Origin of the sequence: Ensifer sp. MJa1 (assembly GCF_037026475.1) — a bacterium.
In the GTDB taxonomy this organism is placed as follows: domain Bacteria; phylum Pseudomonadota; class Alphaproteobacteria; order Rhizobiales; family Rhizobiaceae; genus Ensifer.
On record NZ_JAKUMO010000002.1, the window covers coordinates 21,107 to 41,820 of the forward strand.

Here is a 20,714-nt window from a genome sequence, read left to right on the forward strand (position 1 = left end):
CCAAACCTCGGATAAGATGAGAATTTATATCAACTATTACGCCGGCGCTTGTCGCAATCCGCGGAAATTGAACGATCCTGGGCTATTTGCAGCTGGCAATCGCTCGCGCTTGAGAGAATTGCTCAGACCGATTGGCTCCGCTTCCAATGCGCCGGGGTGGTTCCGACGACCTTGCGGAAAACCCGGGTGAAATGGGCCTGATCCGAAAAGCCCGTCTCCACCGCCACCGAGGTCAACAGGGCCTCGTTGCGCAGCAGCAATTGCTTGGCTCGCTCGATCCGCGCATTCATCTGCCATTGGTGCGGCGCCATGCCGGTCGAAGCCTTGAACGCATGGCTGAAATGCGATTGCGATAAACCTGCCAGCGTCGCCAGCTCTTCCAGCCTGATATTCCGGCCACTGTTCGCCTCGATATAGTCGACGACGCGGCGCAGCTGCCAGGCGGCAAGCGGGCTGCGCTTGCGCGGTGCGCTGCGGCCAAGCTTCATCAGGTCGATGAACAGGGCGACGGTGAGACCGTCCCCGTAGAGATCGTGCAGCGGCTCCGGATTGAGGCATTCGGCGGCGATCAGCTGCGCAAGCTGCAGGAAGCGGTCGTCGTGGAACATCAGCCGTGGCGTATCGCAGCGGCGTTCGTCGAGGTCTTCCATCAGCCGCCGGCCGAGAACCTCGAGATTGAAGTGCAGGTCGAGATGGCGGATGTATTTGATGTCGACGACATCGGCCCAGATCTCCATGCCCGCCGGAATGTAGGAAAGCCCCTGCTCGCGGTAGTTCTGCACCGTGCCGGGGCCGCCAGGTGAGAGCTTGACGTTGCAGCGGCTCCCGCCCTCAGCGTCGAGCACGATGAACATGCGCGGATCGTCCGAAACGTAGTGACCGCCGGCCCGTGCCTCGCATTCGACATCCCAGACGTCGGCGATAATCCCGTTCCACTCCCGGCGATTGAGGCCGCCCAGGACCTTGAACCCGGAGATCTTATTCTGCATCCGTGGCTGGAATGTCATCAACCTGTGCCCAGTGCTCGGGAAACGTAGAGGCCGCGGCCTCCACTAATTCCTTCGTCTTTTACTCATCTTTAATACACAACGAAAGCCCTGAACATCCAAGAGGCAATGCCCGTCCAGGTGCCTGCCTCGTCAATCCATATAACATGACAATAAAACTCCACTATTACATTCGACATTGCGACCCGTGGTCCCTTGGGCGGTGCTCACCCGTTTACGTCGTGCCGAATCACTCTCCCGGCAGCAGCCAAGACAACTCCTGATCGACGAGATGCGGCTGCCGTCTGCTTGGCGGCAGCCGTCCGATCAAAGCATATCAAAATATTGATTCTACTGAATTTTATCGCTGCTCTTGCGGCGCACTCTATCGCCCGGTCCGCTCTGGTAGAGAATCATTAACCATGGTTAGATAGGCACCCGGTAACACCGACAGCTGTATTGCACACCTTCGTCAGGCATCGCCCACAATCCATGCAGAAGAGACCGTTTGCGATACTCTCCCGGCGCCTCGGCCTGTTCACGGCGTTGGCCTCTTTTGCCTTCACCGTGCCTTCGCTTGCCCAATCGGTGTGGTCGGGCGCTTCGGACAATGAATTCGGCAACAGTGCAAACTGGACGCCAGCCCCGCCGGGGGCGGGCGACGCGGCTTCGGTAAATAGCGGTTCACCCCAGGTCACCGAGGAAAAGACGATCCGCCAGCTCGGCGTGGACGGCGGCAATGTCACGATCACCAACACCGGCGCGCTGACCGTCACCGGTGGCAGCACGATCAATTCGGGCAGTGTCAGCATCAATGCCGGCGGCGCGCTGAACTCCACCGTCGAGCTCAATGGCGGCGGCCTGTCGGTCGACGGCGATCTCAACGGCAGACTGACGCTGAACAACGGAAACGTATCGGTGAACGGAACGCTGGACAGCGCCGTCGTCGGAACCGCCACATCGCTGTCCAACAACGGCGACGTCGGTGATGTCAGCGTTTCGACCGGAGGAACATTCGTCAACAACGGCGGCGCCACCGCCGCCGACGTGAGCAATGCCGGCACCGCTTCCAACGCCGGAACCATGGGGTCGCTGACGAACACGGACGGAAACTTGACCAACAACACCGGTGGCACCATTACCGGGAAAACCACGGTTTCGGGCGGAACAGTCACGAACAACTTCGTCGTGACTGACGCCGACGTCGCCGCCGCGGCCGCCTTCGTCAACAACAACGGCGCGACCGCTGGCAATGTCCGGAATTCAGGCACCCTATCGAATGCCGGTACGATCGCGTCGGTGCAAAACGATGCCGGAAGCTTCACCAACAACTTCGGCGGTGAGGTGACCGGCGAAACGACGGTCGCAGGCGGCAGCGGCACCAACAACGCCACGCTCGGCGCCGTTACGGTTGGCGCAGGCGCGACCTTTACCAACACCACCGGTGCCAGCGCTGGCGCGGTGACCAACAGCGGCAGCGCGTCGAATGCCGGTACGATTGCGTCCCTGACGAACACGGCCGGAGACTTCGCCAACAATGCCGGCGGCACGATCACCGGAACGGCGACGGTCGCAGGCGGCACGGTCACCAACAATTTCGTCGTCACGGAGGCCGATGTTGCGGCGGCGGCCGCCTTCGTCAACAACAGCGGCGCGACGGTCGGCGCTCTCGCAAATGCCGGCAGCACATCGAACGCCGGTACGGTCGGGTCGCTCGACAACACCTCCGGCACCTTCACCAACAATGGCGGCGGCGTGGTTACCGGCACGACCAAGGTCACCGGCGGAACGGTCGTCAACAATGCTGTGGTCGGCGACGTCCTTGTAGGCGCTGCCGGTACCTTCACCAACAACAGCGACTCGACTGCCGCAAGCGTGACAAGCGCGGGCATCGGCTCGAACGACGGCACCATAGCATCGCTGCTGACGAGCGGCGGCCAGTTCACCAATACCGGCACAATCAGCGGGGCAGCGACGATCGCCGGAGGCGTCTTCGTCAACGACGGCACGATCGCCGGCCCGGTCGATGTCTTCGACGGCGGCATGCTGTCGGGCAGCGGCGCGGTGGGCGGGCTGACGGTCAATGCGGGCGGCATTCTTGCGCCGGGGCCCGGTCTTGCGACCGCAACGGTCAACGGCGACCTGACTTTGCGCACCGCATCGGTCTACCAGCTGGAAGTGGACGCCACCGGGCTTTCCGACCACCTCGCCATCTCCGGCGCGCTCGATATCGAAGGCGGCAGGCTCGAGGTTCGCGCTGGGAGCGGTACCTTTGCACCGACCACCGACTATACGATCCTGACCGCCGCCAGTGTCGCTGGAACCTTCGACGACGTTACAAGCAATTTCGCCTTCCTGTCGCCGACCTTGACCTACAGCCCGTCGAGCGCCGATCTTCGGCTTGACCGCAACGATGTCGCATTCGCGTCGCTTGCGGAAACCGCCAATGGCCGCGCGACGGCCGACGCGATCGAAAGCTTGGGGACGGCGAACCCGCTGTCGCTCGCCATTCTGTCGCTGGACGCTGAAACCGCCGGCCGGGCCTTTTCCCAGTTGAGCGGCGAGGTGCACGCCTCGCTTCGAAGCGAATTGCTCTTAGAAAGCCGTTTTCCGCGCGAGGCTATTCTTGGGCGGACGAACTCGGTACGCGCCGCCCGCTTCCAGCAGTTGGCCGATACCGTGTTCTGGACCTCAGGCTATGCAGCCGCAAGCCACCTTGTCGGCGACGGCAATGCAGCCGGCGTCGAGGCCCGCACGCAAGGTGTCGTGTTCGGCGCGGACGCCGAGATTTCCGATGGGTGGCGCCTCGGCGGCATCCTTGGCTACAGCCATCTCGGCCTGCAGCCTGAGGCGCGCGTAGACGCCTACCATGCCGGGTTCTATCTGTCGGGCGATGTCGGCCCGCTGGATCTCGCAGGCGGCGCAATCTACTCCCGCAATGAAACGTCGACCCGTCGCGACGTCTCTTTTGGTGCATTCTCAGATCAGCTGACGGCCGACTACCTGAGCGCCACCACGCAGGTTTTTGCGGATCTTTCCATAGCGCTGGAAGCAGACAACATCACGCTTCGACCCTTCGCAAACCTCGCCTATGTCAATCTCGACACCGGCGACTTCAGCGAAACCGGTGGTGCGGCGGCCTTGTCGACGGATGACGGCTCGGACGAGGCGACGATCTCGACGTTCGGCCTGCGTTGGTCGGCGGATCTGCCTGCAAATGACGTGCCTGTCACCGTCTCGGGCATGCTGGGCTGGCGACATGCGTTCGGCGACCTGACGCCTTCCGCACGTCTCGCCTTTGCCGGCAGCAGCCCCTTCGCCATTGCCGGCGTCCTCTTGCCGCGCGATGTGGTGGTGTTCGAGGCAGGCATTTCCGCCAGGATTTCCGAAACCTCTCGATTGCAGCTGACCTATTCGGGCGAGTTCGCAGACGGCGCGCGCTCAAGCGCCGGACGGGCGGATCTCATCGTCAATTTCTGAGCGCGGCCCAGGGACGGTCCCTCGCCGGTCGATGCGGAGCGTGCTGTCAGGCGGATGTACCTAACGCAGGCGGATCAGGCCGGCATCTGTGGCCACGAACTTGCAGGCCTTCAAGTAGAAATCGCGCAGATGCGGCTCGAAGTCGACATGCAACCATTCGCAGCCTGACGCCCTTGCCTTGACTGCGGCTTCCTCCACCAGCCGGCGGGTATGGCCCTTTCGTCGCAACGGCGTGTCAACCATGGTGTCGAGCAGGAAGGCGTGCGCACCGCCGTCCCAGGCCACATTGACGAAACCGGAAAGCTCGCACTGAAGACGCAGGCAGACCCAGCCAAGGCTGAACGTGTCGACCTGCTTCCACCAATCGGCATCGCCGAGGGCATGTTCGAAACATCGGGCGCGCTGGCGGTTCGGCTCATCGTTCGTGAAGCTACCGCGCCATTCGTAGCGTGGACCGCCCTCGTCGGTTCTTGTCATCTTGCCGCCCCGGTCGGATGCGGTTGGGCATCCGAACCTCTCGTGACAAGCCCGGCAATGGTCGACAGCCTAAGTCCGGCAAACTCCTCCAGCAGAGCAGCCTCGGCCCTTGCGAAGGCTGCCGTCAGGGCTGCGTTCGCCGCCTGTTCGACCGGACAGGCGGGATGGTCTTCGGATATCCCGGCGGCGAGGAAAGGCGGCGCGCGACCTTTAGCGCCGCATTACTCTTCGAGTGCGCCGGTCATGCGCAGCACGTCCCCGAGCGGAACGAGCCCCTTCATGGCTCCGCTACCGGTGGCATCTTTCCCGTCCTCGATCGCCAGTGCAAAACGGAAAGCCGGATCCGCCTCGATGCGTTGGCGCAACGCGTGGATGCGGGGATAACTGCGCGCGTAGTCCTGCGGATCGATCGCCTCATGGAAATCGACCCAACGTGCCACGCCCGCGAAGACAGCATCGGCAAGCGTCGGCCGCTCGCCCACCAGATAGTCGCTGTCGCCCATCATCGCCTCGAGCTGGGCGTGACGCTTGGCCACGAACTCCCGCCCGAAGGCGCGCAGCGTCTCGCGATAGTCCTCTGTGGCGCCTTCCGCTTCGAGTGCCACCCACATCGGGAAGAAGGCACCGGTGAAGCCGGTGTTGAGGAAAGCGATGAACTGGTGCATGCGGTCGGCGTCAAAGGTGCCGGGAGCAAAACTGATCCGCCGCTCATGATCGCGCGCTTCCAGCCACAGCGCAATCGCCATGGTTTCGGTAAGAACACGCCCCTCGTCAGTTACCAGCACCGGCGTCTCCACGCGCCCGTTGAGGCGCTGATAGGCCTCTGTGCGCATTTCCCCGATCATGTCGACGCGCGTGAGGCGGTAGGGTTGGCCGAGCCATTCGAAGGCGGTGACCAGACCCGCCGAACTGCCGAGCGGAAAGCCGGCGGTGAAGATGGGTTCAGAAACAGCGTGCATGTCGTTTTCTCCATGGTTGATGCCATGGATATAAAGCGTGGACGTCTTTCCTGTAGTCGGCCAAATCTAGACTTATCGTCCACAAGCATGGACGATATTCGCCTGTATCCGGGCGAAGTGGTCAGAGACGTCTGGGCGGGAGCAAGCCACCTTCGTCAGCATCGACGGGATGTGTTGTCAGCGCTGATAGCGGATGCCTGCGCGCCGAGAGGTGCGGGCACCCGTTACAGGTCATCTGCGATCCTGGGTTTACGGCTTCGGTTCCGGATCCACGGTGGCGAGCACCAGCCGCTCGACATGCGCAGGCTCCGGCACGCTGCCAAACAATATGCGATACATGATCGGCGCGACGACACCATCCATGACAGCCTCGATGTCGGGCGTCGCTTCGCCGCGCGCGTCAGCGCGCTCGGCAATCACCTCGATCTGCTGCCGGGTGAAATTGCAGCACTGATAGGCGCCGCTTCCGTCCTGCGCCGCAAGCACGTCGCGGATCATTTCGCGGCCCGGTCCGGAGGACATCTCTTCCGCATATTGCTCGGCCCAGATCAGGAGGTCGCCACGAAAGCTACCGGTGTCGATCGGCACCATATCGGGGCGCAGCCGCTCGACGGCGACGTCGGCGAACAACTCCTGGATATCGCCCCAGCGACGATAGATGGTCGAGGGCGTGACACCGGCTTCCGCCGCGATCAGCGGAACCGTGATCTCCGAACGCTCGAGCTTCGCAAGCAAAGCCTTTACGGCGCCGTGAACAGATGCCTGCACCCGCGCGCTGCGGCCTCCCGGCCGGGGACCTTCCCGTGTCGCCATTTCCCGTCAACCCAACCTTTCGAACCACGCGCCGCCGGTGCTTCAGAAATTCTGACAGCGTCATAAAAGCAAATTATTTGCTTTTAGCGCGAAACACCCCTACATCAGCCAAACGCAACGATTTAGCTTTAAGGGTTATATAGATGTCTTCCTCGCCCAATACCAGTGAGAGCATTCGCCCGACCAACCCCATCGCCTTCCACGCCGTCACGCTCGCGACCTTTTTCGGCGCGTCCTCGGCACCCACCCCGCTCTACCGCTTCTATCAGGAGAACTTCGCCGCCAGTCCGGTGGAGATGACGGTTATCTTCGCGGTCTATGCCTTCGCGCTTCTCGCCGCATTGCTGATCGCCGGATCGGTTTCGGATCATCTCGGGCGCAAGCCGGTGATCTTTGGAGCACTCATCATCGAAATGGCGGCCATGGCGCTGTTTTTCCTTGCCGACGGCACCGGCTGGCTGATCGCAGCCCGCATCGTCCAGGGCCTTGCAACCGGCGTCGCCGGCGCGTCGCTCGGTGCAGCGCTGGTCGATGTCGACCATGCCAGGGGACAGCTCGTCAATTCGCTGGCGCCGCTGATCGGCCTGGCGGTTGGCGCTCTTGGAACCAGCGCGCTGATCCAATACGGCCCCCTGCCGCTCCATCTCGTCTACGGTCTGTTGTTTGCCGGTTTCCTGATCCAGGCGGCTGCGATCTGGCTGATCCCGGAAACCGGCGCCCGGCGCCACGGCGCCCTGTCCTCGCTCATTCCGCGGGTTGCCATCCCGCCGCGCGCCAAGAGGCCGTTGGCGCTCGTCACCCCCGTGAACATTGCAAACTGGGCGCTTGGCGGCTTCTACCTCTCGCTCGTGCCCGCGATGATCGCTTCGACCACCGGCAATACGGCGCCGCTGACCGGGGGCGCCGTCGTCGCCGCGCTGATGGCCGCAGGCGCCGCAGGCGTCTACCTGCGCCGCGCCCGCCGCCCTCAGGCCAACCTGACGTTCGGCGTCTTGAGCACGACCGCCGGCATGCTGACGGTCGTTACCGGCATCCACCTTACCCTTGTGCCCGTCCTCGCGCTCGGAACCCTGCTCACCGGCATGGGCTTCGGCACGAGCTTCCTCGCGACACTCGGTTCGGTGATGCCGCTGGCAAAGGCGGACGAGCGCGCCGGGTTGCTTTCAGCCATCTATATCCAGAGCTATCTGGCATTCAGCCTGCCGGCCATTCTGGCCGGGTTCCTCGCCAAGGCACTGGGCTACCAGTTCACCACCGATATTTATGCGGCCGCCATCATCGGCGTCAGCTTGCTGGGCCTGGCTGCAAACCGGACCGCCTCGGAAAGGGAGCCAAGCATCGCCTGATCGCTCACCATCCGCCCATTGGCGCAGGGCGTTGGGGGCCGAAGACCAGTGTTCGGCCCCTTAAGGTCGTTCTTGCGCGGCTGCGACCAACTGTTGGAGGTGTTCCCGACAAATTTGGACTTGATATTGATCGCAGCAGCGCCCAACTCATTCCCTGCGTTTCCAGTTCCCTGCCTGCCAGGCGCATTTTGTGCCCTTCCTTCGACAGGCGTTCATCCTCAAAGGCTCTCCATGACCCAGTATCCGGATACCCTTCTTCACATCGATGGCGCCTGGCGTCCCGCGCGATCGGGAAAGTCCATTTCCGTTGTCGACCCCGCCACCGAGGAAACCATCGGTCAGGTGGCCTGGGCCGAAGTGGACGATCTCGATGAAGCGCTGGCCGCGGCCGAAAAGGGCTTTCGGACCTGGCGCGCGACATCCGCATTCGAGCGGGCGAAGATCATGCGCACGGCCGCCGGTCTCTTGCGCGAACGGGCAGACCGCATCGCCCTTATGATGACCCGCGAACAGGGCAAGCCGCTGGCGCAGTCCAAGGGCGAGATCCTGGGTGCGGCTGAGATCATCGAATGGTTCGCCGAAGAGGGCAAGCGCGCCTATGGGCAGATCATTCCGCCGCGCAGCCCCGACGTCACGCAGATGACGGTCAAGCTGCCGGTCGGGCCGGTTGCCGCCTTCACGCCGTGGAACTTCCCGATCAACCAGGTGGTGCGGAAACTCTCCGCCGCGCTTGCGACCGGATGCTCGATCATCGTCAAGGCGCCGGAGGAAACCCCGGCTTCGCCCGCCGAACTGATCCGCTGCTTCGTCGATGCCGGGCTGCCGGCCGGCGTGGTCAACCTCGTCTACGGCGTTCCATCCGTCATCTCGCAGTACCTGATCTCCCATCCGGTCATCCGCAAGATGTCGTTTACCGGCTCCACCCCGGTCGGAAAGACGCTGGCCGCCCTCGCCGGCCAGCACATGAAGCGGGCGACGATGGAACTCGGTGGTCATGCGCCCGTCATCGTCGCCGAGGATGCCGATATCGATCAGGCGGTCGCGATCATGGCCGGCAGCAAGTATCGCAATGCCGGCCAGGTCTGCGTATCCCCGACGCGTTTCCTGGTGCAGGAGCGGGTGGCCGATCAGTTCCTGGAGGGCTTCGTCGCCGCCTCGAACAAGATCAAGGTCGGCAACGGCCTCGAGCCCGGCACCGACATGGGGCCGCTTGCCAATGAGCGGCGCATACCGGCGATCGAAGGCCTGGTGGCGGACGCAGTGGTCCATGGCGCCCGTCTTGCCGCCGGCGGCCACCGCATCGGCAATCGCGGCTACTTCTTCGAGCCGACCGTGCTTGCCGATGTGCCAGTCGAAGCCCGCATCATGAATGACGAGCCGTTCGGCCCCGTCTCCATCATCAACCGCTTCTCCGATCTCGACGAGGCGATCGCCGAGGCCAACCGCCTGCCGTTCGGGCTCGCCGCCTACGCGTTTACCCGCTCCGAGCGCAGTGCCCATCGTCTCGCCAGCGAGGTTGAAAGCGGCATGGTCTCGATCAACCACCTCGGCCTGGCGCTGCCCGAAGTGCCGTTCGGCGGCATCAAGGACTCCGGCTACGGCACCGAGGGTGGGTCAGAGGCCATCGAGGCCTATCTCGAAACACGCTTCGTCACCCGCAAGAGCGTCTGACCTGAACTGTTTGCCTACCGCCGTCACCGGCGGGAGGCAGGACACATCAGCATCCCATCACCGCACCAACAGTGAGGCGGTGACCTTTCGCGGACAAGCGAGCGCCTCCGAAGCGGGAGCAACGGGGTCGCAAGCGCTTCAGGAATGGCGCTCAGGGATGGTGCAGCACGCTCATGCCACCATCCACCGTCAGGCAGGTGGCGTTCATGAACGGGCATTCGTCCGAGATCATGAAGAGTGCGGCCTTGGCGATCTCCTGCGGCGTTGCAATGCGCCCGCCCGGATGGAGCTTCATCGTCTCGGCTTCCGCGGCCACCGGATCAGGAAACGAGTTCCAGTAGTCGACGACTTTTTGTGTCCGCACATAGCCCGGTGCCAGCGCATTCACGCGCACGCCCTGCCCCGCATATTCCAGCCCCAGCGCCTTGGTCATGCCGAGAAGCGCGTGTTTGGCGACCGGGTACGGGAAAGAGTGCGGGACGATGGTGAAGGCGTGGGTGGAGGCAATGTTGAGGATGACACCGCCACCGGCCGCGATCATGCCCGGCAGAACCGCCTTGCTGCAGTTCCAGGCGCCCTTGAGGTTGATGTCGAAGCAGCGCTGCCAATCGGCATCGGAGAGCTTCAACGGTTCGAAGAACACATTGACGCCGGCATTGTTGACCAGCGCGTTAAGTTGACCGATCTCGCTGGCTGCAGCGGCAACCGCCCGTTCGATCGCCTTCGCATCGGTGATATCGGCCGTCGTGTGGCCGACCTTTCCGCCCGCCGCACGCAGCCGTTCAACCTCGGCGGCCAACAGATCACCGTCACGGTCTACGAGAAACACGTGCGCGCCTTCGGCAAGAAAGGTCTCGGCCATGGCAAGACCGATCCCCTGTGCGGCACCGGTTATGACGATGCGCTTGCCTTCAAGACGACCCGCCATAGGTGCGCTCCTCACCACTCGGCGACACTGCCGTCGGCGTGGCGCCAGATCGGGTTGCGCCAGCGATGGCCTTCCTTCGCCCGTTCGATGACATATTGCTCGTCCACCTCGATGCCGAGACCCGGCCCCTGCGGGATCGAAACGAAGCCATCCGCGTAGTGGAAGACCTCCTTGTTGGAGATGTAGTCGAGGATGTCATTGGCCTCGTTGTAGTGTATGCCGAGGCTCTGTTCCTGGATGAAGGCGTTGTAGCTGACGGCGTCGACCTGGAGGCATGCTGCAAGCGCGATCGGCCCGAGCGGGCAATGCGGCGCCAGCGCCACGTCGTAGGCCTCAGCCATCGCCGCGATCTTGCGGCATTCGGTGATGCCACCGGCATGCGACAGGTCGGGCTGCAGGATGTCGACATAACCGTCTGCCAGCACCGACTTGAAGTCCCAGCGCGAATAGAGCCGTTCGCCGAGCGCAATCGGCGTCGAGCAATGGTTGGCGATTTCCTTCAGCGCCTCGCGGTTTTCCGAAAGCACCGGCTCCTCGATGAACATCAGGTTGAAGGGTTGCAGTTCCTTGGCGAGCACCTTGGCCATCGGCCGATGGACGCGGCCGTGGAAATCGACACCGATGCCGATATGCGGGCCAATCGCCTCGCGGATTGTCGCAATGGTCTCGACCGCCTTTTCCACCTTTTCCCAGGTATCGACGATCTGCATCTCCTCGCAGCCGTTGAGCTTGATCGCCTTGAAGCCGCGGGCGACGACATCGCGCGCATTGTTGGCGACGTCGGAGGGGCGGTCGCCGCCGATCCAGGAGTAGACCTTGATCCGGTCGCGCACCTGGCCGCCGAGAAGGGCATGGATCGGCTGGCCATAGGCCTTGCCCTTGATGTCCCAGAGCGCCTGGTCGATGCCGGCAAGTGCGGACATGTGGACCGCGCCGCCACGGTAGAAGCCGCCGCGATACATGACCTGCCAATGATCTTCGATCAGCAGCGGGTCCTTGCCGATCAGGTAGTCGGAGAGCTCGTTGACCGCGGCCTCGACCGTCAGGGCGCGACCTTCGACAACCGGCTCGCCCCAGCCGACGATGCCCTCATCGGTCTCGATCTTTAAAAACAGCCAACGCGGCGGGACGATATAGGTGGTGAGCTTGGTAATCTTCATGGGTGCGATATCCGCTGGTGGAACGAGGCGGCGACAGCCGCTTTAGAATGGAGTTCAGCGCGCAGTGGGGGCGGGCCGGTGACGTTCGACGGCGAGCTTGAGGTCGCGGGCTGCGAGGTCGAGCATGCGGACCGAACAGTCACGCGCCCGCACCTTGTCGCGCAGGCGCAGCGCCTCGACGAGCTCGCCGTGGATGTCGACCGCTTCGTCGCGACGCTCGGCGACTTCGTTGGAGGCGTGCAGCGAGAATTTGAGCGCTGCCTGGATGATGCCGACGAGTTGCAGGAAGACCTGGTTGTGGCTCGCCTTCAGCAGACAGGTGTGAAAGGCGACATCGGCATCGGTGAAGCCGACGAGATCACGCTCGCCGTCGCGCATCGCCTGCCAGGCACGCTCGAGATCGGCGATTTCCTGAACTGTGGCGCGTTCGGCAGCAAATTCCGCTGCTGCCGGTTCTAACGCCCGGCGCGCTTCCAGGATGCAGTTCAACAGGTCGAACTCGAAGATCCGCTCGCCGATCCACTCGAGCACCTGTGAATCGAGAATGTTCCAATCGTCCTTGTTGCAGACGATTGTGCCGACCCGGGAGCGACCGCGGACCATGCCCTTCGATTCCAGCACCTTCAGCGTCTCGCGGATCACCGTGCGACTGACACCGTAGCGTTCGCAAAGGTCATTCTCCCGCGGCAGGTAGGAGCCGACCGGGAAAATGTCAGCGCAGATATCCGAGGCTATGGCACGCGTTACGTTCTTCTGGACGCGGGGGCGGCGCTGCGCGCGCTCCTCCATACCGCTTCCATGCTGCTGCTCTTCCACCACCATCTCCTCCCGCTTCCGTCTCCCTGTCGCTCCATAGCGCAGACGCCGGAACGCGACAACGCAGCGAAGCCCGTTATCGTTAGACATCACTATCGCATTCATCATACAAAGGCAATTGACGAATATGATGATTCATCATACACAAATGCTCACTGCAGGAGGCAGTTCACCAGGGAGAGAGATCATGCGCTTTATCAAGGCAGCCATTCTGGCTGGTACCGTCGCCGTGCTGGCGGCCACTTCGGCCTTTGCTGCCGACGTCAAGATCGGCTTCATCGTCAAGCAGCCGGAGGAGCCGTGGTTCCAGGACGAATGGAAGTTCGCTGACGTCGCCGCCAAGGAAAAGGGCTTCACGCTCGTCAAGATCGGCGCTGAAGACGGCGAGAAAGTGCAATCGGCGATCGACAACCTCGGCGCCCAGGGCGCACAGGGCTTCATCGTCTGCACGCCTGACGTCAAGCTTGGCCCCGGCATCGTCGCCAAGGCCGCCGCCAACGAACTCAAGCTGATGACCGTCGACGACCGGCTGGTCAACGCCGATGGCAGCCCGATCGAAGACGTGCCGCACATGGGCATCTCGGCGACGAAGATCGGCGAGGCCGTCGGCCAGGCGATCGTCGACGAGGTCAAGAAGCGCGGCTGGGACATCAAGGACGTCGGCGCGATCCGCGTTTCCTACGACCAGCTGCCGACCGCCGTCGATCGCGTCGAAGGCGCTCTTTCGGTGCTGAAAGCCAACGGCTTCCCGGACGCCAACATCTTCGACGCACCGCAGGCAAAGACCGACACCGAGGCCGCGCTCAACGCCTCGACGATCGTGCTCAACAAGAATGCCGGCATCAAGAAGTGGGTCGCCATCGGCCTCAATGACGAAGCCGTGCTCGGCGCCGTGCGTGCGACCGAAACGGTCGGCATTCCGGCCGACAGCATGATCGGCGTCGGCATCGGCGGTGCGGATTCGGCGATCAACGAGTTCAAGAAGCCCGCAGCCACCGGCTTCTTCGGCACCGTCATCATCTCGCCGAAGCGTCACGGCTACGAGACCGCGCTCAACATGTATGAATGGATCGCCAGCGGCAAGGAACCGGAAAAGCTGACCCTGACCGCCGGTCAGCTCGCGCTTCGCGACAACTACGAAACGGTCCGCAAGGATCTCGGCATCGAGTAATCGCCGCTGGCGACACCAGATCACGATTGCCTTGGGTCGGACCGACCCCAAGACAATAAACGTGCTCGATTCTCATAGTTTAGAGCGGGATGCGGGCGGAAAACCGCGCACACTTTTCCTCATCCCGCTCTATCGGTCCGGCGACTCGGCTGCCGGGCTTTCCGTATCGGAGCCGCATATGCAAGACTTCCTCGAATTCCGGTCGATCTCAAAGGGCTATCCCGGCGTCCAGGCGCTGTCGGACGTCTCGTTTTCCGTGCGAAAGGGCGCCGTCCATGGACTGATGGGCGAAAACGGCGCGGGCAAGTCGACGCTCATCCGCCTGCTCTCCGGCGATCAATCGGCCGATGCGGGCGAGATCGCGATCGATGGCGCGGCGCAGAGCTATCGCTCCGTGCGCGATGCCTTCCGCGCCGGCGTCATCGTCATCCACCAGGAGCTGCAGCTCGTTCCAGAGCTGACGGTCGCCGAAAACCTCTGGCTCGGCCACTTCCCGGGCAAGGGCGGCGTGATCGATCGTCGTCAGCTGGTCCGCGTCGTCGGCGAGAAACTCGCGGAGATCGGCATCGACGTCGATCCGTCGGCCAAGATCGCATCGCTGTCGATCGGCGAGCGCCAGATGGTCGAGATCGCCAAGGCGGTGATGCTCGATGCGCGCGTCATCGCCCTCGACGAACCGACGTCGTCGCTGTCGTCGCGCGAAAGCGAAATCCTCTTCGCCCTCATCGAACGCCTGCGTTCGAACGGCACGGTGATCCTCTATGTTTCCCACCGTCTCGACGAGATCTTCCGGCTTTGCGACAGCCTGACGGTGTTGCGCGACGGTAAGCTTGCCGCCCACCATCCCGATATTTCCAAGGTGACGCGCGACCAGATCATCGCTGAAATGGTCGGGCGCGAGATCTCCAACATCTGGGGCTGGCGGGCGCGCGACTTTGGACCGAAGCGCCTGCAGGTCGAAACCATCTCGGGACCGAAACTGAAGACGCCATTGAGTTTTTCCGTCCGACGCGGCGAAATTCTCGGCCTTTTCGGCCTGATCGGCGCCGGCCGCAGCGAGATGACCCGGCTCGTCTATGGCGCGGACGGGCGCCACCAGGGAACCGTCAGCATCGACGGAGCGATCGTGCCGGCTGACAGTCCGCCGCATTCGATCCGCGCCGGCATGGTGCTGTGCCCGGAGGACCGCAAGTTCGACGGCATCGTCCAGGGGCGCAGCATCGAAGAAAACATGGCGATCTCGTCGCGCCGGCACTTCTCGCCCTTCGGTATTCTCGACATGAAGAAAGAGGCGGAACTCGCCGATCGCTTCATCGCCAAGCTTCGGGTGCGCACGCCCTCGCGCAAGCAGGACATCATCAATCTCTCCGGCGGCAACCAGCAGAAGGTCATCCTCGGCCGCTGGCTCTCCGAACAAGGTGTGAAGGTTCTGATCATCGACGAACCGACGCGCGGCATCGATGTCGGCGCCAAGTCGGAAATCTACGAGATCCTCTACGAACTCGCAGCCGACGGCATGGCGATCGTCGTCATCTCCAGCGAATTGCCGGAGGTGATGGGCATCACCGACCGCATCCTCGTCATGTGCCAGGGCCGCGTCTCCGCCGATATCGCACGTGCCGATTTCGACGAGCGCCGGATCCTTGCCGCCGCCCTTCCCGATGTTCCAACCGAGCAGGTTCAGCCGTCATGACTTCCTTGAAAAAACTCCTTCTCGGCGAACAGGGCCTCGTCGTCATCTTCGCCGTAGCCTTCGCCATCGTGGCGTTGACGGTCCCGAACTTCATGACCGAGCGCAACATGCTCGGCCTGCTGCAATCGGTCGTCACCATCGGCATCGTCGCCTGCACGATGATGTTCTGCCTTGCCTCCAGGGATTTCGACCTCTCGGTCGGTTCGACCGTCGCCTTTTCCGGCATGGTGGCGGTCATGGCCTCGAACGCCTCGGGCTCCATCCTCATCGGTCTCGTTGCGGCGCTGATCTGCGGCGGTATCGTCGGCCTGGTCAATGGCGTGGTGATCGCCCATTTCCGCATCAACGCTCTGATCACCACGCTTGCCACCATGCAGATCGTGCGCGGCTTTGCACTGATCGCGTCCGACGGGCGCGCCGTCGGCATCAACGATCCGAGCTTCTACCAGCTGGCGCTGTCGAAGTTCCTGGGCATCCCGACGCCGATCTGGGTCATGGGCATGTTCTTCCTCGTCTTCGGCTTCGTCTTGAACCGCACCGTCTTCGGCAAAAACACGCTGGCGATCGGTGGCAATCCGGAGGCCTCGCGTCTTGCCGGCGTCAACGTCTCCAACATGCGCATCTGGATCTTCGCGCTGCAGGGTCTCGTCTGCGCCGTGGCCGGTGTCCTGCTTGCCTCGCGCATCACCTCCGGCCAGCCGAATGCGGCAACCGGACTTGAGCTCTCGGTGATCTCGGCCTGCGTGCTTGGCGGCGTCTCGCTTGCCGGCGGCCGCGCGGCGATGACGGGCGTAATCGTCGGGGTGCTGATCATGGGCATCGCCGAAAACGTCATGAACCTGCTCAACATCCAGGCCTTCTACCAGTACGTCGTACGCGGCCTGATCCTGCTGCTTGCGGTGCTCCTCGACAATCTGCGCTCGGCCGCAGCCGGCCGCCGCAGCTGACGCCATGTCGGGGGATCGCCTGCTGCTGCAACATGAAGGGCTCGCCGTCGAGGTGAGCCCGCTCGGCGGCGCCATCCTGTTGGCACGCTGGCACGGCATCCCGGTGCTTTCGCCGACGCAAACGCCGGGCCTTGCCTCACAGCTGCTGGGCACTGAAGCCTGCTTCCCGCTGGTCCCCTTCGGCAACCGCATCGAGGACAGTGCTTTCCAGTTCGAAGGCCGGGACTATGCGCTTGCGCCCAACACGGCGGATCCGCTCGTTTTGCACGGCGACGGCTGGCTGCGGCGCTGGTCGATCCTTCGCCAGGATCGGCAATCGGTCACACTCGACCTTCGCCAGGAGGCAAGCGCGGCCACCCCCTTCGCCTATGAGGCTGTTCAGACGATTGCCATCAGCGGCGACAGCCTCAGTCTGTCGCTCGCGGTCACCAATCGCGCGCCACAGCCCCTGCCCTACGGCCTCGGGTTCCACCCCTATTTTCCTCGCACGCCAGGGATGCGCGTCTATGCGCGCGCCGCGCAATACTGGACAGAGCGCGAGAAGCACCTTCCCGGTGCCCCAGGTCCCATGCCGCATGACCTGGACTTTGCCCGCGGTGGCGCTCTTGCGGCCGGCTGGCTCAACAATGCCTTCGACGGCTGGGACGGGAAAATGCGTGTCGAATGGCCGGAGGCAGATCTTGCCATTTCGCTCGATGCGGACGAGAACTTTAACTGTTTCGTCCTCTACTCCCCTTCGACTGACGCCGGTTTCTTCTGTTTCGAACCGATGACCCACCTGCCCAACGCGTACCACCTGGCGCCAGGCAATGGCCTCGTCCGGCTTGCCCCCGGCGAGACCTTCGAGGCAAAGGTGACACTCCGTTGCCGATACCTCGACACGATATCCAAGGAGTGCCGCTGAGCGTGCACTGCGGCGACCTATCCGCTCACCCGCCGGCCCTGCCACTGGACCGCCACGATGCTCGCGGCGACCGCAAGACCCGCAAGTGTCGCGCCGGTCAAAGGTAGCGCTTGCGATGAAACCTGCTCCAGCGTCAGCCCACCGACGCCCGTGCCGAGCGCCACGCCGAGATGCATGGCCGAGAGATTGAGGCCGATGCCCGCTTCCGCCGTATCGGGCCCGGCCGTGATGAGAAAACTCTTTACAACCGGCGAGATCATCCAGCTGACACAGCCCCAGAACATCATGACGACAACGAAAGAAAGCGGTGTCGAAGATGCGAGCGGGATGATCAGCAGGGCCGCCAGATAGACAAGCGGAACGATGGAGATCGCGACCCGCGGCGTCGCGGCATCCGCGAACCAGCCGCCGAGATAGCCACCGCTGACGCCGGCCACGCCAAAGGCGACAAAGGCCAGCACGAGTTCATGCTGGCGAAGGCCGATGCTGTCGATGATGTAGGGTGCAAGATAGGCAAACAGCACGAAATGGCCACCGATCATCAGGATCGAGACGAGTTGTCCGGCCACGAGCGGCACCGACCGAAGATGCCGCCGGTAACCGGGCGCGCGCTGCGGGCGCATGGGCGACGCGACAAGGCTCGCCCTGCAGACGGCGAAAATGAGCAGCGCGAACAGCGCAAGGGCAACGAACACGCTGCGCCAGCCGAACTGGCCACTGATCAGCATGCCTGCCGGAACGCCCATCACCATGGAGCCGCTGATGCCCATGAAGATCACGCCGATGGCGCGGCCGCGCATGTCGGGCCCGGCCAAGTCCGTTGCCAGCATCGTTGCTACGAGGCAAACGGTGGTACTCGCCGCGGCCATGGCAATCCGGGCTGCGAACAGCACGGCAAAATCAGGACTGAGCGCTGCGGCGACGTTGCTGGCAACGAAGAGGGCGAGAGCCGACAGGAACACCATCCTGCGCTCACGCCGGCCCGTCACGACCTGCGCCAGGGGAGCGCTGAGCGCAAAGGTGATCGAAAAGACGGCCGTCAACTGCCCCGCGAGACCGACGGAGACCCCAAGCCCTGAGGAGACCTCGGGAAGGATGCCAATGACGATGTTTTCGGCGGTACCGGTCGCAAAGGTCGCAAGCGCCAAAAGAAAGATGCGAGGATCCATGTCACTATCCCAATAGAGGGCCGCCTTGCGCGGACGCTCAACATCCGTCCGGCATCACAGCGGCTCCAGTTAATGGGGTTTCGGGGCTCGCGCTTCGGTTATCCCTCGTCAGCTTTGCCACCATACCGTTCGCCAGACTGAAAGGCGGCGGCGAGAATTCGGCTTTCCGCAAACGGCAAATTGTAACGCTGAAGGGCTGTGGCTTTCTGCAAGCCGCTCGATTTGACCGACGAACGGCAATCGACAAGCGTATCGAGTTGAACGATAAAAATGGCATGAAACCTGAGGACGATGTGAGTTCAGCCGACGACAGCGCCTATATTGCCAGCGTGCGGCGGACCACGCTGTGGCTCGGCCTTCTCTACTGGTTCGTCGAATTCCTCGTCAGCAGCATCCTGTGGGGCATACTCGGGATCAATCCGATCATGTCGGCGCCCGGAAAATTGCTACTGATGTGCTGCGGCATGGTGCTTTCCTACGGCATCTCAGCGGCGATGTTCGGGGTTCGACGCCAGCATATCGCGATCAAGATCATCGTCGGCTTCGCGACGTCGCTGCTTGCCGCCTTTGCCAACACCGGCGTCGATTTCCTGCTCTACGTGCTCATCGTGCGCCCCGATCCGGTCACCGTCGACTGGACCAACACCGGCTACACGCTCGTCTACAGCATGGCGACCTTTGTCGGCTGGGCGTTCTTCTTCGTGGCGCTGCTCTACAGCTTCGAGCTCAGGGAGCGCGAGCGGCGTCTGGCGATCACGCGCGAGGAGGCTCTTGCGGCGCAGATGCGGGCGCTCCGCTACCAGGTCAATCCGCATTTCCTCTTCAACACCTTGAACTCCATTACCGGCCTGATCGAGGAAGGGCAGAGTGTCGCGGCCGCACGCATGGTGATGTCGCTTTCCAGTTTCCTGCGCACGACACTGGAACTCGATCCGCTGCACGACGTACGGTTGGCCGACGAGCTCGCGCTGCAGGCGGGCTATCTCCACATCGAGGGTGAGCGCTACTCCGACCGGATGAAGCTCAGGATGAACATCGCCAACGGACTTGAAGAGGCACTGGTCCCGAGCCTGATCCTGCAGCCGCTGGTCGAGAACGCGGTGAAACACGGGGTCGGCCGTTCGCCCGATCAGGTCGAGATCGTCATCAGCGCCGTCAAGGTTGGCCAGACGCTCGAGATCGCCGTCGAAAACGACATATCGCCGCAAGGCGAGGGCGCACTGCGCCAGACGCCGGGCACCGGGATCGGACTCAAGAATGTCGCCGACCGCATCGAGGCGCGCTTTCCGGGTGTCGGCGCCTGCGTTTCCGGGGTCGTCGCGCCGAGGCGCTTCAGAGCAGCGATCACAATGCCGCTGAGGCTTGCATGACCGACATCCAGACAGAACGCCTTTCCATCCTCATCATCGACGACGAGCCGCTTGCCAGACGCCGCCTCCAGCGCCTTCTCGCGGCCATTCCCGGCGCCGGCATCGTCGGGACAGCCGGCAATGTGCAGCAGGCCTGCGATCTTATCGAAGAGCTGCAACCGGACGTGATCCTGCTCGACATACAGATGCCCGGCGGCACCGGCTTCGACATCCTGGAGCGACTGGGTGACAACGCGCCCGCCGTCATCTTCGTGACCGCCTTTGACCACTACGCTCTGCGCGCCTTCGAGGCCGCCGCCATCGACTATGTGACCAAGCCGATCGAAGCCAGTCGCCTGAGAACCGCGATCGAGCGGGCCCGCGTTGCAGTCGCAGCACGGACGAGCGCGGAACGGGTGCTCGAGCTCAGCGAAACCGTGCAGGCGCTGCGGCAGGCGCTGCGCAAACACGACATGCAGACCTCGGATCTGTGGATCAAGTCCCGCGGCGAGTTCGTGCGCGTCACGCTTGACCGGGTCGTGCGGTTCCAGGCGGAGCGTGACTATGTCCGGATCCATACCGAGGGCCGCTCCTACCTGCATCATGAAAGCCTGGCATCGCTCGAGCGCCGTCTCGACCCCTCCGAATTCCTGAGGCTCCACCGCAGCTCGATCGTGCGCCGCGACTGCATCGTGGGGCTGAAGCAAGCCCCCTTCGCCGCCCTGATCGCGCTTCTCTCCGACGGCAGCGAAATTCGCGTCGGCCGAACCTATTCCCGTCATGTCAGGCCGTTGACCGGAGCACCGCAATCGGAGTGACCGACAACGATCAACGGCGGCGCCGGG

17 protein-coding genes are annotated in these 20,714 nt (G+C 63.3%); 9 read left to right on the forward strand and 8 right to left on the reverse strand.

The genetic code is table 11. The features are described from left to right. Window positions 1–122: 122 nt before the first annotated feature. Window positions 123–1,007 carry a helix-turn-helix domain-containing protein gene (locus MKZ91_RS02900; protein ID WP_336167809.1) on the reverse strand — a complete coding sequence of 295 codons (885 nt, stop codon included), beginning with the start codon at window positions 1,005–1,007 and terminating at the stop codon, window positions 123–125. Window positions 1,008–1,478: 471 nt separating this feature from the next. Here MKZ91_RS02900 and MKZ91_RS02905 point away from each other — a divergent pair, with 471 nt between their 5' ends. Next, the gene (locus tag MKZ91_RS02905) at window positions 1,479–4,466 is read left to right on the forward strand and encodes an autotransporter outer membrane beta-barrel domain-containing protein (RefSeq protein ID WP_336167811.1); all 2,988 of its coding nucleotides are present in this window, start codon (window positions 1,479–1,481) and stop codon (window positions 4,464–4,466) included. A 60-nt stretch (window positions 4,467–4,526) separates the two neighbouring features. Here MKZ91_RS02905 and MKZ91_RS02910 read toward each other — a convergent pair whose 3' ends face one another. From MKZ91_RS02910 to MKZ91_RS02920, 3 genes are all read right to left on the reverse strand, one after another. Beyond that, window positions 4,527–4,943, reverse strand: a complete 417-nt coding sequence (locus MKZ91_RS02910; protein WP_336167813.1) for a GNAT family N-acetyltransferase — start codon at window positions 4,941–4,943, stop codon at window positions 4,527–4,529. Window positions 4,944–5,164: 221 nt separating this feature from the next. Further along, window positions 5,165–5,902 (reverse strand): glutathione S-transferase family protein, encoded by a 738-nt coding sequence (locus MKZ91_RS02915; protein ID WP_336167815.1) that lies wholly within the window; start codon window positions 5,900–5,902, stop codon window positions 5,165–5,167. Between the two features lie 249 nt (window positions 5,903–6,151). Continuing rightward, complete coding sequence (locus tag MKZ91_RS02920) at window positions 6,152–6,715, reverse strand: TetR/AcrR family transcriptional regulator (protein WP_336167816.1); 564 nt, start codon at window positions 6,713–6,715, stop codon at window positions 6,152–6,154. A gap of 143 nt (window positions 6,716–6,858) precedes the next feature. Here MKZ91_RS02920 and MKZ91_RS02925 point away from each other — a divergent pair, with 143 nt between their 5' ends. Then, the gene (locus tag MKZ91_RS02925; protein WP_336167818.1) at window positions 6,859–8,061 is read left to right on the forward strand and encodes an MFS transporter; all 1,203 of its coding nucleotides are present in this window, start codon (window positions 6,859–6,861) and stop codon (window positions 8,059–8,061) included. 231 nt (window positions 8,062–8,292) lie between these two features. Then, on the forward strand, window positions 8,293–9,732 hold the full coding sequence (locus MKZ91_RS02930) for an NAD-dependent succinate-semialdehyde dehydrogenase (RefSeq protein WP_336167820.1): 1,440 nt from the start codon (window positions 8,293–8,295) through the stop codon (window positions 9,730–9,732). A gap of 151 nt (window positions 9,733–9,883) precedes the next feature. Here MKZ91_RS02930 and MKZ91_RS02935 read toward each other — a convergent pair whose 3' ends face one another. Genes MKZ91_RS02935 through MKZ91_RS02945 form a run of 3 tightly spaced genes read right to left on the reverse strand, consistent with a single transcriptional unit; the run spans window position 9,884 to window position 12,642 of the window. Continuing rightward, window positions 9,884–10,660 carry an SDR family oxidoreductase gene (locus MKZ91_RS02935; protein WP_336167822.1) on the reverse strand — a complete coding sequence of 259 codons (777 nt, stop codon included), beginning with the start codon at window positions 10,658–10,660 and terminating at the stop codon, window positions 9,884–9,886. Window positions 10,661–10,671: 11 nt separating this feature from the next. Beyond that, window positions 10,672–11,820, reverse strand: a complete 1,149-nt coding sequence (gene dgoD / locus MKZ91_RS02940) for a galactonate dehydratase (protein ID WP_336167824.1) — start codon at window positions 11,818–11,820, stop codon at window positions 10,672–10,674. Window positions 11,821–11,874: 54 nt separating this feature from the next. Then, entirely contained in the window at window positions 11,875–12,642 is a 768-nt protein-coding gene (locus tag MKZ91_RS02945) for a FadR/GntR family transcriptional regulator (protein ID WP_442892188.1), read from the reverse strand. 181 nt (window positions 12,643–12,823) lie between these two features. On the opposite strand from MKZ91_RS02945, the gene MKZ91_RS02950 reads away from it, so the two are divergent. From MKZ91_RS02950 to MKZ91_RS02965, 4 genes are all read left to right on the forward strand, one after another. Then, on the forward strand, window positions 12,824–13,807 hold the full coding sequence (locus tag MKZ91_RS02950) for an arabinose ABC transporter substrate-binding protein (protein WP_336167827.1): 984 nt from the start codon (window positions 12,824–12,826) through the stop codon (window positions 13,805–13,807). A gap of 178 nt (window positions 13,808–13,985) precedes the next feature. Beyond that, entirely contained in the window at window positions 13,986–15,500 is a 1,515-nt protein-coding gene (araG, locus tag MKZ91_RS02955; protein WP_336167829.1) for an L-arabinose ABC transporter ATP-binding protein AraG, read from the forward strand. Beyond that, window positions 15,497–16,447, forward strand: coding sequence for an L-arabinose ABC transporter permease AraH (gene araH / locus MKZ91_RS02960; RefSeq protein WP_336167830.1), 951 nt, complete (start codon window positions 15,497–15,499; stop codon window positions 16,445–16,447). Before araG ends, araH begins: the two co-directional genes overlap by 4 nt. A 4-nt stretch (window positions 16,448–16,451) precedes the next feature. Then, window positions 16,452–17,351 (forward strand): aldose 1-epimerase, encoded by a 900-nt coding sequence (locus tag MKZ91_RS02965; RefSeq protein WP_336167831.1) that lies wholly within the window; start codon window positions 16,452–16,454, stop codon window positions 17,349–17,351. Window positions 17,352–17,368: 17 nt separating this feature from the next. Here the strand turns inward: MKZ91_RS02965 and MKZ91_RS02970 are convergent, their stop codons facing one another. Next, window positions 17,369–18,520, reverse strand: coding sequence for an MFS transporter (locus MKZ91_RS02970; RefSeq protein ID WP_336167833.1), 1,152 nt, complete (start codon window positions 18,518–18,520; stop codon window positions 17,369–17,371). A 275-nt stretch (window positions 18,521–18,795) separates the two neighbouring features. On the opposite strand from MKZ91_RS02970, the gene MKZ91_RS02975 reads away from it, so the two are divergent. Together MKZ91_RS02975 and MKZ91_RS02980 are read left to right on the forward strand one after the other, a co-directional pair. Beyond that, window positions 18,796–19,890 carry a sensor histidine kinase gene (locus tag MKZ91_RS02975; RefSeq protein ID WP_336167835.1) on the forward strand — a complete coding sequence of 365 codons (1,095 nt, stop codon included), beginning with the start codon at window positions 18,796–18,798 and terminating at the stop codon, window positions 19,888–19,890. After that, window positions 19,887–20,687, forward strand: coding sequence for a LytR/AlgR family response regulator transcription factor (locus tag MKZ91_RS02980; RefSeq protein ID WP_336167837.1), 801 nt, complete (start codon window positions 19,887–19,889; stop codon window positions 20,685–20,687). The genes MKZ91_RS02975 and MKZ91_RS02980 overlap by 4 nt, the downstream gene beginning before the upstream one ends. Window positions 20,688–20,714: the final 27 nt, after the last annotated feature.